Annotated in this window: 10 protein-coding genes; 6 read left to right on the forward strand and 4 right to left on the reverse strand. The window is 74.0% G+C overall.

The genetic code is table 11. The features are described from left to right. Nucleotides 1–29 precede the first annotated feature (29 nt). Nucleotides 30–1,097, reverse strand: a complete 1,068-nt coding sequence (locus ACFWEG_RS17960) for a DUF2637 domain-containing protein (protein WP_387216071.1) — start codon at nucleotides 1,095–1,097, stop codon at nucleotides 30–32. Between the two features lie 202 nt (nucleotides 1,098–1,299). Further along, entirely contained in the window at nucleotides 1,300–2,190 is an 891-nt protein-coding gene (locus ACFWEG_RS17965) for a (2Fe-2S)-binding protein (RefSeq protein ID WP_387216073.1), read from the reverse strand. A 127-nt stretch (nucleotides 2,191–2,317) separates the two neighbouring features. Between ACFWEG_RS17965 and ACFWEG_RS17970 the strand changes: the two genes are divergently transcribed. Beyond that, nucleotides 2,318–3,145: a GntR family transcriptional regulator gene (locus tag ACFWEG_RS17970; protein ID WP_387216075.1), complete on the forward strand. Its 828-nt coding sequence runs from the start codon at nucleotides 2,318–2,320 to the stop codon at nucleotides 3,143–3,145. 29 nt (nucleotides 3,146–3,174) lie between these two features. Here the strand turns inward: ACFWEG_RS17970 and ACFWEG_RS17975 are convergent, their stop codons facing one another. Next, complete coding sequence (locus ACFWEG_RS17975) at nucleotides 3,175–3,957, reverse strand: hypothetical protein (protein WP_387216077.1); 783 nt, start codon at nucleotides 3,955–3,957, stop codon at nucleotides 3,175–3,177. Nucleotides 3,958–4,187: 230 nt separating this feature from the next. Further along, nucleotides 4,188–5,843, reverse strand: coding sequence for a PucR family transcriptional regulator ligand-binding domain-containing protein (locus ACFWEG_RS17980; RefSeq protein ID WP_387216079.1), 1,656 nt, complete (start codon nucleotides 5,841–5,843; stop codon nucleotides 4,188–4,190). Nucleotides 5,844–6,092: 249 nt separating this feature from the next. On the opposite strand from ACFWEG_RS17980, the gene ACFWEG_RS17985 reads away from it, so the two are divergent. The 5 genes from ACFWEG_RS17985 (at nucleotide 6,093) to ACFWEG_RS18005 (ending at nucleotide 12,922) form a co-directional block, all read left to right on the forward strand. Next, nucleotides 6,093–6,983, forward strand: coding sequence for an FAD binding domain-containing protein (locus tag ACFWEG_RS17985; protein WP_387216081.1), 891 nt, complete (start codon nucleotides 6,093–6,095; stop codon nucleotides 6,981–6,983). Further along, nucleotides 6,983–7,606, forward strand: a complete 624-nt coding sequence (locus tag ACFWEG_RS17990) for a (2Fe-2S)-binding protein (RefSeq protein WP_387216083.1) — start codon at nucleotides 6,983–6,985, stop codon at nucleotides 7,604–7,606. Before ACFWEG_RS17985 ends, ACFWEG_RS17990 begins: the two co-directional genes overlap by 1 nt. Before the next feature lie 3 nt (nucleotides 7,607–7,609). Then, nucleotides 7,610–10,018, forward strand: coding sequence for a xanthine dehydrogenase family protein molybdopterin-binding subunit (locus tag ACFWEG_RS17995; protein ID WP_387216085.1), 2,409 nt, complete (start codon nucleotides 7,610–7,612; stop codon nucleotides 10,016–10,018). 249 nt (nucleotides 10,019–10,267) lie between these two features. Then, nucleotides 10,268–11,719, forward strand: a complete 1,452-nt coding sequence (locus tag ACFWEG_RS18000; protein ID WP_387216087.1) for an NCS2 family permease — start codon at nucleotides 10,268–10,270, stop codon at nucleotides 11,717–11,719. Nucleotides 11,720–11,773: 54 nt separating this feature from the next. Further along, a complete protein-coding gene (locus tag ACFWEG_RS18005) occupies nucleotides 11,774–12,922 on the forward strand; it encodes an XdhC family protein (protein WP_387216089.1) in 1,149 nt (382 codons plus the stop codon).

The following is a 12,922-nucleotide window of genomic DNA, read 5'->3' on the forward strand; positions in this document are numbered from 1 at the left end:
ACCCGCAAGGGTCGCCGGCCGTCTCCGTCTCAGCCGAACTGCTGCTCCAGATCCTTGAGCTTGCGCTCCAGCGAGTCCAGCCGGGGCAGCGCCTGAGTGTCGTCCTCCGCCGTGAGGTCGACGGTGCCGGGTCGCTCCCGGTCGCCCGCCGCTCCGACGGCCTGCAGCGGCGGTCTGCCGCGTGTGGGCAGCGGCTCGGGAGCCGCCGTGGACGCCGACGGGGATATGGCGGACTCCGCGCCGGCCCCGGCCCCCAGCTGCGCCGGGGCGGACGGCACGTCGATCTGGCGGCCGCCGCCGCGCCCGCCCCACCCGCGGTGCTGCCGGTTGAGCGCCTTGATCCGGGCGCGCTCCAGCTTCGCCCGCTCCCGGCTCCGCTGCCGGTCCTCGGCGTGCTGCCTGCGGTCCTCGCGGACCTCCTCGACGGCCTCGTCGAGCGACCGGACGCCCTCCAGGAGCATCAGCGACCACGCCGCGAACGTCTCCCTGGGCGCCCGCAGCCAGCGGACGATGCGGATCTGCGGCAACGGCCGCGGCACCAGGCCCTGTTCGCGCAGCGCGGCGCGGCGGGTCTGCTTGAGCGCGCGGTCGAAGAGCACGGCCGCCGAGAGCGACATCCCGGCGAAGAAGTGCGGCGCGCCCGCGTGGTCGATGCCGCGCGGGGCGTGCACCCAGTTGAACCAGGCGGCCGCACCGGCGAACGTCCACACCAGCAGGCGCGAGCCGAGCGCCGCGTCGCCGTGGCTGGCCTCCCGCACGGCCAGGACGGAGCAGAACATCGCGGCCCCGTCGAGACCGAACGGCACCAGGTACTCCCAGCCCCCGGACAGGTTCAGGTTCTGCTGGCCGAAGCCGACCAGGCCGTGGAACGAGAGCGCCGCGGCGACGGCGGCGCAGCAGAACAGGAGCACGTAGGAGGCGGTGGCGTAGAGGGCCTCCTTGCGCCGTCTGCGCTCCTCGCTGCGTTCCCAGGAGTCGTCGGCCGCCTTGTCGCCGGCCCGCTTGCCGCGCGACAGCACCGTCACCGCCACCAGGATGCCCAGAAGCAGCACGGCGCCCGGAAGCAGCCAGTCCAGCGATATGTCGGTCATAGCCATGAGCGGTGTCCCTTACGAGGCGGTAGGGCTTTTCGGCCGCCATCCTGGCCCAGCGCGCAAGCACCGCAGGGTGTTTCGGGGGAAGACCACGCACACGGGGCGCGGGAGCGCGCGAATAGGGGACATCGGATCGAACACCCGCGCACACAGTGGGAGTTGGGTTCGATTCCGGTTGGTTCGATCGGGTGGTTCAGCGGACCGGTCAGGCCGAAGCGTCCCCGCGCTCGGCGAGCAGCTTGGCGGCCCGGTCGGCGTCGCACGTCCGCGGACAGGTGGCGCAGGTGTCCTCGGGACGCAGGGTGTAGAAGAAGCAGCAGGTGGCCCGGTCCCGGGTCGGCAGCGCCTCGCCGGCCGGACCGGCCAGCTCCCGGAATCCGGGGGTGCCGACGTACGGGGCGGTGGCGCGGGTGCCGGGCAGCAGCAGGTCCAGCTCGGCCTTGGCGCGCTCCTCCTCGCCGAGCAGCCCGCCGACGTACCAGAGGCTCTCCACGACGTCGTCCGTCACCGTGCCCCACAGCGCCCGGCCGCGGCGGCGGGTCGACGGGCCGAAGCCGTCGAGCACCGGGCCCAGGTGCTCGGCCAGCGCGGCCCTGACCTCGGCCCGCAGCGCCTCCTCGTCGGTCACCACCCGGGCGCCGGGGGCGGTGGCCGCCGGGTCGTCGGGCAGGCAGGCGAAGGACGTGGCGCGGACCGTCATCCGGCCCTCCGTGCGGTGGAAGGCCACCCCGCCCGCCGGGATGCGCGGCACCCGGCGGAGCAGGAACCAGGGCGCGGTGAACAGCAGGCAGGCCGGCCAGACGTACCGGTGGAGGCCGAAGCTCGCGACGACGTCGGGCCGGGCGCGCTGCCCGTAGTCGCGCAGGACCTGCTCGTCGTCCCAGGCCAGGAACGCGTCGAGGCCGGGCCCGCCCCGGGCGAGCTCGGCGGCGCTCACCCAGCCGTCGCCCGCCGGGTCCTCCTCGTCGGGGCCGAGCTCCCGCACGGTGAGGTACCCGTACACCTCGCCGAGGCGGGCGTAGGCGTCCGCGAGCGGGCGGAGGGCCGGGCGGGGCGAGGTGTACGGCACCGCAGGCGCAAGCGTCTGGAGGGTCATGCGAGGGACCGCCGCATCGGGCTCGGTGGCAGGTAAGGCTTACCTTAGCCCAGATGATCGTCCTTGGACGTACCGCCCCCTCCGCATATCGTTGCGAGTCGAATCATTTCGAGAGGGAGGGCCTGCGATGGACCAGGGGCGGACGCACCGGACCGTGTCCCGGCCCGCCGTGCCCGCTCCCCGTCCGGCCGAGGCGGCCCGCGGCGAGCACACGCACAGCGAGCCCCCGCCGCCCGCCCGTCGCCTGCCCGCCCCCTACGAGGCCGCGCCGGACCTGCGGGTCCCGGTCGTCCTGCCCGAGATCCTGAACGCCGTCGCCCCGCAGACCCGCCCCATGGTGCAGCGGCACTCGGTACGGGCCCAGGTCCTCGACGCCCTGCGGGCCGCGCTGGTCAGCGGGGAGCTCGCGCCCGGCGAGGTGTACTCAGGGCCGGCGCTCGGCGAGCGCTTCGGGGTATCCGCCACGCCGGTGCGCGAGGCGATGCAGCAGCTGGTGTCGGAGGGCGCGGTCGAGGTCGTCCCCAACCGCGGCTTCCGCGTCGCCCGGCGCACCGCGCGGGAGCTCACCGAGCTGGCCGAGGTGCGGGCGCTCCTGGAGGTGCCGGTCGTGCTGCGGCTCGCCCGCACCCTGCCCGCCGAGCACTGGGAGCGGCTGCGCCCGCTCGCGGAGGCCACCACCCGGGCCGCCGCCCGCGGCGACCGCCCCGCCTACGCCCAGGCCGACCGCGCCTTCCACCACGCCCTGCTCTCCCTGGCCGGGAACGAGCAGCTGGTCGCCGTCGCCGACGACCTGCACCGCCGCGCCCAGCGCCCGCTCGCCGAGGGCCCGCCCTCCCGGCGCGCCGACCTCCTCGCCGACGCGGCCGAGCACACCGCGCTGCTCGACGCGTTGGCGGCCGGGGACCTGGCGGTCGTCGAGTCCCTCGTGCGCGAGCACTTCGCGAGCGCGCACTGATCCGCAACGGCTCCTGCCGGAAGCCTCGTTCAGACCGCCTCCGCCGCCGGCGGCTCCAACTGCCCGGCCAGCCAGGTGGGGACGCCGCCGAGCAGCCGGAACAGCCGCCGGGCCTCCGCCCGCAGCGGGACGGCCTCCGGCTCCGGGACCGCGCCGGCCAGTGAGGCGAGGGCCGGGGCGATGCCGACCAGGTAGCCCAACTCCTCGCGGATCCGCAGGGATTCGGCGAAGCCGTGCCGGGCCTCGTTGAGCTCGCCGTCGCGCAGGGCGAGTCCGGCCAGATGGCGCCAGGTGAAGGAGAGCAGCAGCGTCTCGCCGTGCGCGGTGGCGCCGGCGTGGGCGCGGCGGTAGGCGGCGCGGGCCGAGGGGGCGGAGTCGGCGATGTGCTCGGCGACCAGCCCGCGCCGGAAGTCCAGCAGGGCGCGGCCGGCCGCGGTCGGGGCGAGCAGGGCGGCGGAGCGGCCGAGGGCGGAGCGGGCCTCGTCGGCCCGGTCGCGGACGCCGAGCACCGTGGAGGCGTAGGCGAGATGGCCGCGTTCGCAGGCGGCCGCGCCCCGCTCGTCGTCGTCGCGGGCCACCGCCTCGGCGGCGCGCAGGGCGTCCTCCGCGTCGGTCCAGCCGGTACCGGTGAACAGGCAGCGCTCGACGAGCAGGGCGGTCCGCTCCAGGGCCGCCGCCGCGCCCTCCACCGGCTCCAGGAGGGCCGCCGCGTCCAGCCAGCAGCCGCGCGAGCGCAGCCGCCAGACGGCGGTCCGCAGGGGTGGGTCGCCGTCCGCGGTGGTTCCCGTGCCAGACATGGCGGTGTACGCCACGTTGCCCTCCCCGAGCGCGCCATCGAGCTGTCGTGTCCGGTCGTCTCGCGTTCACCGGCCGGACGGAGTCGGGTCGCATCACAGCACGGAAGGGAGCACCCGGCCAAGAGGGCGGTGTGAATGCTTTCACAAATGGCGGAACGGTTACGCCTGTTGGATCATGAGGGTCCGGACGGCCCGGGGGCGCGGGCCGGAGCGCGCCCGGTCGCCGGTGCGGGCGCGCGCCGGCGTCAGCTCATCCGCAGCGCGAGGAAGAAGTCCAACTTGTCCTCCAGGCGCGCGAGATCACGGCCCGTCAGCTGTTCGATCCGCCCGACGCGGTACCGCAGCGTGTTGACGTGCAGGTGCAGCCGGTTGGCGCAGCGGGTCCAGGAGCCGTCGGACTCCAGGAACGCCTCCAGGGTCGGCACCAGCTCGGCCCGGTGCCGGCGGTCGTAGTCGCGCAGCGGGTCGAGGAGCCGGGCGGTGAACGCCTTGCGCACGTCGTCGGGCACGAACGGCAGGAGCAGCACGTGCGAGGCGAGCTCCTGGTGGCCGGCCGCGCAGACCCGGCCCGGGCGGGCGGCGGCGACCCGGCGGGCGTGCCGGGCCTCCTCCAGGGCGCCGCGCAGCCCCTCGGGGGAGTGGACGGCGGCGCTGACGCCGATCGTCAGCCGCCCGTCGTCGGCGAGCCCGCCGGCCAGCGGCTCGCGCACCGCGGCGAGCAGGGCGTCGGCCTGGATGCCCTCGGTGGAGCCCTCCGCGGAGACGTCGAGCGCGGGCAGCGGCACCAGCGCCACGGCCTCGTCGCCCGCTTGGGCGACGGCGATCCGGTCGGCGGGCTCGGTGCCCGCGGTGTCGGGGTCGACCAGCAGCTCCTCCAGGAGCGCCTGCGCGACCGGCCCGCCCTCGATCTCCGCGCCCTCCCAGTCGACGCGGGCGACGACGACCTGCCAGTGCGGGGCCGTGCTCAGCCCCGGCAGCAGCACCGGGGCCGCCACCCGCAGCCTCGCGGCGATCTCCGCGGGCGCGGCGCCGGACTGGACCAGCTCCAGGACCTCCTGCGCGAGCCGCCGCCGTACGGTCCTGGCGGCGTCCCTGCGGTCCCGCTCGACGGCGATCAGCTGGGTGACACCGTGCAGCAGGTCCAGGCGCTCGTCGGGCCACTCCCCGGCGTCCGCCTCCACGGCGAGCAGCCAGTCGGAGAGCACGCCCTCGCGGACGTCCCGGGCGGGCGCGGTCCGGCCCCCGGTGCGGATGGGGAAGAGCGAGTACGTGGTCGGGCCCACGGCCACCCGGTGCGGCCCGCGGCGGCCGGTGCGGGTGGCCGTCAGGTGCTCGGCGGCCAGCCGGGCGCGGACGCCGGGGTCGGTGTCGGGGCCCGCGATCTGCCGGCCGGTGGGGGAGAGCACCCAGGCCCGCAGGTCGAGGTCGGTGCCGAGCAGGTCCAGGACGACGTCCGGGCCGCCGCCCGCGGGGCCCGACGTCATGAGCCGCCGGTGGCGGTCGACGACCGCGGCCAGGTCCCCGGCGCGCTCGCCGGACACCTGCCGTACGACGTGCTCGGTGATCGTCGCGAAGGCGACGGACTCGGCGACGGCGAACAGCGGCAGCCGGTTGCGGGCGCAGGCCTCGACGAGGTCGGCGGGGACGGCGCCGATCTCCGCCTCGCCGGCCGCGAGCCCCGCCACCCCGGCGAGCGCGAGCGCCCGGACGAACGGCTCGGAGTCCTCGGGGCCGTGCCGCCAGGCGAGACCGGACAGGACCAGCTCGCCGCCGGAGAGGTAGCGGCTGGGATCCTTCAGGTCGGTCGTCATCACGCCGCGGACCGACCGGTCCAGTTCGCCCTCGCCGCCCAGGAGCCGCAGGCCCAGCGCGTGGTTCTCCAGGAGTGCGCGCAGCCGCATGTCTCTCCGCCGCCGATCTGTCTCAGAAGTTTCTTGCGTGAACCGCAGGGGTTACGGGTCGCCGTTCTTCATACGAATCTACAAGATGTGTGTTGCGGCCAGCCAACTCCTTCATGTTTTCGGTGACTGCACCGGGTGGGCTACAGCTCGGTGTACTGAGGCCACGAAGCGTGAACAGCACATGAACATCACCGCGAGGGCCGGCCGTCCCTGACCCAGCGGGCACCCGACGACGAAGAAGAGAGCCTCATGGACTTCCTTCGCCCCGCCAGCTGGGAGGAGGCGCTCGCCGCCAAGGCCGAGCACCCCACGGCTGTGCCGATCGCCGGCGGCACCGACATCATGGTCGAGATCAACTTCGACCACCGGCGCCCCGAGTACCTCCTGGACCTCAACCGGATCGGTGAGCTGGGCCAGTGGGAGGTCGGCGAGGAGAAGGTGCTCCTCGGCGCCTCCGTGCCCTACAGCCACATCATGGAGCACCTGCGGACCGAGCTGCCGGGCCTCGCGCTCGCCTCGCACACCGTGGCCTCCCCGCAGATCCGCAACCGCGGCGGCGTCGGCGGCAACCTCGGCACCGCCTCCCCGGCCGGCGACGCGCACCCCGCGCTGCTCGCCGCCGGCTGCGAGGTCGAGGTCGAGTCCGTCCGCGGCTCCCGCCTCATCCCGATCGACGCCTTCTACACCGGCGTCAAGCGCAACGCCCTCGCCGCCGACGAGCTCATCAAGCGGGTCCACATCAAGAAGGCGAGCGGCCCCCAGCAGTACTCCAAGGTGGGCACCCGCAACGCGATGGTCATCGCCGTCTGCGCCTTCGGCATCGCCCTGCACCCCGAGACCCGCACCGTCCGCACCGGCATCGGCTCGGCCGCCCCGACGCCCGTCCGGGCGAAGGCGGCGGAGGAGTTCCTGAACGCCGCTCTGGAGGAGGGCGGCTTCTGGGACAACCGCAAGATCATCACCCCGTCGATCGCGAAGCAGTTCGCGGAGCTGGCCTCCGGCGCCGCCAACCCGATCGACGACGTCCGCGGCACGGCCGACTACCGCCGCCACGCCGTCGGCATCATGGCCCGCCGGACCCTCGGCTGGACCTGGCAGAGCTACCGCGGCGACGCCCGCGCAGTCGAGGGAGTGGCGTAATGCGAGTGAACTTCACGGTCAACGGCCGCCCGCAGGAGGCCGACGACGTCTGGGAGGGCGAGAGCCTGCTGTACGTCCTGCGCGAGCGGATGGGCCTGCCGGGCTCGAAGAACGCCTGCGAGCAGGGCGAGTGCGGCTCCTGCACGGTCCGCCTCGACGGCGTGCCCGTCTGCTCCTGCCTGGTCGCCGCCGGACAGGCCGAGGGCCGCGAGATCGTCACCGTCGAGGGCCTGGCGGACTTCGCCCGGCAGCGGGCCGGGAAGGCGGGCTGCGACGAGAACGGCGGCTGCGGCACCGGAGCCTGCGGCGGAACCGGCGAGGGCACCTCCCTCGACGCCGCGCAGGGCTGGTCCGCCCACGGCACCGACTCGCAGACCGGCGAGGGCGCCGCGCTCTCCCCGATCCAGACCGCGTTCATCGACGCCGGCGCCGTCCAGTGCGGCTTCTGCACCCCCGGGCTGCTCGTCGCCGCCGACGAGCTCCTGGAGCGGGTCCCCGAGCCCTCCGACGCCGACATCCGCGAGGCGCTGTCCGGCAACCTCTGCCGCTGCACCGGCTACGAGAAGATCCTCGACGCGGTCCGCCTCGCGGCGGCCCGTCAGGGCCAGGAAGAGACGGTCTGAGCCATGCCCACCGACAAGCGCACCGGCACCGTCCCCACCGGCTCGCCCACCGGGATCCGCCAGGGCAGCCGCACCAAGGGCGGCATCGGCGAGTCCACGCTGCGCCCCGACGGCACCCTCAAGGTCACCGGCGAGTTCGCCTACAGCTCCGACATGTGGCACGAGGACATGCTCTGGGGCCACACCCTGCGCTCCACCGTCGCGCACGCGGAGATCGCCTCCATCGACATCTCCGAGGCGCTCGCCACCCCCGGCGTGTACTCCGTCCTGACGTACGACGACCTGCCGACGGAGGTCAGGAACTACGGGCTGGAGATCCAGGACACCCCCGTCCTGGCACACGGCAGGGTCCGCCACCACGGCGAGCCCGTCGCCCTGGTCGCCGCCGACCACCCCGAGACCGCCCGCCGCGCCGCGGCGAAGATCCGGATCGACTACCGCGAGCTGCCGGTCGTCACCACCGAGGCCGCGGCCCTCGCGCCCGACGCGCCGCTGATCCACGAGAACCGCGACGACCACCACATCGGGCACGTCGACCACCCGAACATCGTCCACCGCCAGCCGATCGTCCGCGGCGACGCCGCCGCGGCCGCCGCCCGCGCCGACGTGGTCGTCAGCGGCGAGTACGTCTTCGGCATGCAGGACCAGGCCTTCCTCGGCCCCGAGTCCGGCCTCGCGGTGCCCGGCGAGGACGGCGGCGTCGACCTGTACGTCGCCACCCAGTGGCTCCACTCCGACCTGCGGCAGATCGCGCCCGTCCTCGGCCTGCCCGAGAAGAAGGTCCGCATGACGCTCTCCGGCGTCGGCGGGGCCTTCGGCGGCCGCGAGGACCTGTCCATGCAGATCCACGCCTGCCTGCTCGCGCTCCGCACCGGCAAGCCGGTCAAGATGGTCTACAACCGCTTCGAGTCGTTCTTCGGCCACGTCCACCGCCACCCGGCGAAGCTCTGGTACGAGCACGGCGCGACCCGCGACGGGAAGATCACGCACATGAGGTGCCGGATCGTCCTGGACGGCGGCGCCTACGCGTCGGCCACCCCGGCCGTCGTCGGCAACGCCTCCTCGCTCGCGGTCGGCCCGTACGTCATCGACGACGTCGAGATCGAGGCCGTCGGCCTCTACACCAACAACCCGCCCTGCGGCGCGATGCGCGGCTTCGGCGCGGTGCAGGCGTGCTTCGCCTACGAGGCGCAGATGGACAAGCTGGCCGCCGCCCTCGACATGGACCCCGTCGAGCTGCGGCAGCTCAACGCCATGTCCCAGGGCGCGCTCATGCCGACCGGCCAGGTCGTCGACTCGCCCGCCCCCGTCGCCGAGTTGCTGCGCCGGGTCAAGGCGCGCCCGCTGCCGCCCGAGCAGCAGTGGCTCGCGGCCGGCGAGCAGGCCGACGTCCGCTCGCTGCCGGGCGGCCTGTCCAACACCACCCACGGCGAGGGCGTCGTCCGCGGCGTCGGATACGCGGTCGGCATCAAGAACGTCGGCTTCTCCGAGGGGTTCGACGACTACTCCACCGCCCGGGTCCGCCTGGAGGTGATCGCCGGCGAGGCCGTCGCCACCGTCCACACCGCGATGGCCGAGGTCGGGCAGGGTGGCGTCACCGTCCACGCCCAGATCGCCCGCACCGAGCTCGGCGTCAGCCAGGTCACCATCAACCCGGCCGACACGCAGGTCGGTTCGGCCGGATCGACCTCCGCCTCCCGGCAGACCTACGTCACCGGCGGCGCGGTCAAGAACTCCTGCGAGGCCGTCCGCGAGAAGGTGTTCGAGCTCGGCCGCGCCAAGTTCGGCACCTACCACCCCGCGTGGGCGACGGCCGAACTCGTACTGGAGGGCGGCAAGGTCGTCACCGACGGCGGCGAGGTCCTCGCCCCGCTCGTCGACGTCCTGGAGGGCGAGGCGATCGACGTCGAGCTGGAGTGGCGCCACCGCCCCACCGAGGCGTTCGACCTGCGCACCGGGCAGGGCAACGGCCACGTCCAGTACTCCTTCGCCGCGCACCGCGCGGTCGTCGAGGTGGACACCGAGCTCGGCCTGGTCAAGGTGGTCGAACTGGCCTGCGCGCAGGACGTCGGCAAGGCGCTCAACCCGCTCTCCGTCGTCGGCCAGATCCAGGGCGGCTCCACGCAGGGGCTCGGCGTCGCGGTGATGGAGGAGATCGTCGTCGACCCGGTCACGGCGAAGGTGCGCAACCCCTCCTTCACCGACTACCTGATCCCCACCATCCTCGACACGCCGACCATGCCGGTCGACGTCCTCGAACTCGCCGACGAGCACGCCCCCTACGGGCTGCGCGGCATCGGCGAGGCGCCCACCCTGTCGTCGACCCCGGCCGTCCTCGCGGCGATCCGGAACGCGACGGGGCTGGAGCTCAACAAGACGCCGGTCCGGCCGGAGCACCTCACCGGCACCTGACCCGCAACCCGGCCGGGCGCGTGAGTCCGTCGCGCGACCGGCCGGCCCCGAACCTCCGCGCGGTGCAGGCGCATCGGGAACGTCACACTTCGCCGCCGCCCGCACCGCGCGGACTCCCCCCACCGCTCCACGACGCAGTACCCGTTCGTCTCGGGCCGTCCCCCGGGTCGTGCAGCCCTCACCCATCCCAAATCCCGCAGCGTCAGTTCTCACGCGGGTGCCCCTGTGAACCTTGGGAGTCAAGGCATCATGACCCAGTCAACAGTGGAGCCGAGGACCGGAGCGGAGGACGCGGGCGACGGCTCGCGCGTCCCCGCGGGCCGCTCCTGGCTCGACCGCTACTTCCACATCTCCGAACGGCAGTCGACCGTCTCCCGCGAAGTGCGCGGCGGCATCACCACGTTCATGGCGATGTGCTACATCCTGCTGCTCAACCCGCTGATCCTGTCCGGCCCGGACGTCAACGGCGACAAGCTCGGCGCGGCCGGCCTCATCACCGCCACGGCGCTCGCCGCGGCCGTCTCCACCATCCTGATGGGCTTCGTCGGCAAGGTGCCGCTCGCGCTCGCCGCCGGCCTCTCGGTCTCCGGCGTGCTCGCCACCCAGGTGGCGCCCAACATGACCTGGCCGCAGGCCATGGGCATGTGCGTGATGTACGGCGTGGTCATCGTGCTGCTGGTCGTCACCGGGCTGCGCGAGATCATCATGAACGCGATACCGCTGGCGCTGAAGCACGGCATCACCATCGGCATCGGCATGTTCATCGCCCTGATCGGGCTGGTCAATGCCGGGTTCGTCGGCAAGGGCAACCCGATCGGCATGGGCGTCAACGGGCAGCTCACCGGCTGGCCGGTCGCCCTGTTCGCCGTCACCCTGCTGCTGGTCTTCATGCTGCAGGCCCGGCGCGTCCCCGGCGCGATCCTGATCGGGATCGTCGTCGGCACCGTCCTCGCCGTGATCGTCAACGCGGTCGGCGACATGGATCCGAAGGAGTGGAACGGCGCGCCGCCGGAGCTGGACGGCTCGGCCGTCTCCATGCCCGACTTCGGGCTCTTCGGCCACGTCGAGTTCGGCGGCTGGGGCCAGGTCGGCGCGATGACCGTCGGCATGATCGTCTTCACCCTGGTGCTCGCCGGGTTCTTCGACGCGATGGCCACCATCATCGGCGTCGGCACCGAGGCGAAGCTCGCCGACGACAAGGGCCGGATGCCGGGCCTCTCCAAGGCGCTGTTCATCGACGGCGCCGGCGGTGCGATCGGCGGGGTGGCGGGCGCGTCCGGCCAGACGGTGTTCATCGAGTCGGCCACCGGGGTCGGCGAGGGGGCCCGTACGGGGCTGTCGTCCGTGGTCACCGGGCTGCTGTTCGCGGCGGGGCTGTTCTTCACCCCGCTCGCCCAGATCGTCCCCGGGCCGATCGCGGCGGCCGCGCTGGTCGTCATCGGCGCGATGATGATGCAGAACGCGCGGCACGTGGACTGGGCCGACTACTCCGTCGCCGTCCCGGTCTTCCTGACCGTCGCCCTGATGCCGTTCACGTACTCCATCACCGCGGGCGTCGCGGCCGGCGTCATCGCGTACACCGCGATCAAGGCGGCGCAGGGACGTTTCCGCGAGATCGGCCCGTTCATGTGGGTCCTGACGGCGGTGTTCGTCGTCTTCTTCGCCCTCAGCCCCATCGAGCACTGGCTCGGCGTCAAGTAGTCCGACCGTTCCGCGTGGCGGGCCCGCCCTCCACCACCCCCGAGGAGAACCGACATGCTGGACATCGCCGACGAGCTCCACCGGTGGGTCGAGCAGGGCCGTACGTTCGCCGTCGCGACCGTGGTCGCGGTCGGCGGCAGTGCGCCCCGGCAGCCCGGCGCCGCGATGGCCGTCGACAGCGACGGCGAGGCGGTCGGGTCGGTCTCCGGCGGTTGCGTGGAGGGCGCGGTGTACGAGCTGTGCCAGGAGGCGCTCGCGTCCGGGCGGACCGTCCTGGAGCGCTTCGGGTACTCCGACGACGACGCGTTCGCCGTCGGTCTGACCTGCGGCGGCGTCATCGACATCCTGGTCACCCCGGTCCTGGCCGGCGCACCCGTCCGGCCGGTAATGGCGGCCGCCCTGCGAGCGGCGGCCGACGGCGAGGAGTCCGCGCTCGTCCGCGTCACCGAGGGGCCCGCGGAACTGCTCGGCCGCGGGCTCCTGGTCCGCACGGACGGCTCCTTCGACGGCTCGCTCGGCGGGCACCCCGCCCTCGACACCACCGCGGCCGCCGAGGGCCGTGCGCTGCTCGACGCCGGGCGGACCGGCTCCGTCGCCATCGGCGAGGAGGGCAGCCGGTGCGGGCGGCCGCTGACGCTGCTCGTGGAGTCCAGCGTGCCGCCGCCCCGCATGATCGTGTTCGGGGCCATCGACTTCGCGTCCGCGCTGGTCACCGCCGGCAAGTTCCTCGGCTACCACGTCACCGTGTGCGACGCGCGGCCCGTCTTCGCCACCGCCTCCCGCTTCCCGGCCGCCGACGCGATCGTCGTCGACTGGCCGCACCGCTACCTGGAGTCGACGCAGGTCGACGCGCGCACGGTGCTGTGCGTGCTGACCCACGACGCCAAGTTCGACGTCCCCCTGCTGCGGCTCGCCCTGAAGCTGCCGGTCGCCTACGTCGGCGCGATGGGGTCGCGCCGCACCCACCTCGACCGCAACGAGCGCCTGCGCGGGGTCGGCGTCACCGAGTGGGAGCTCGCCCGGCTGCACAGCCCCATCGGGCTCGACCTCGGAGCGCGCACCCCGGAGGAGACGGCGCTGTCCATCGCCGCGGAGATCGTCGCCGTCCGCCGCGGCGGCTCCGGCGCGTCGCTGACCGGCGCGCACACCCCCATCCACCACGACGGGCCGGACACGCCCCGGCGCATCGGGTCGGTCGCCTGA

The organism is Streptomyces sp. NPDC060194, from assembly GCF_042728285.1.
Classification (GTDB): Bacteria; Actinomycetota; Actinomycetes; order Streptomycetales; family Streptomycetaceae; genus Streptomyces.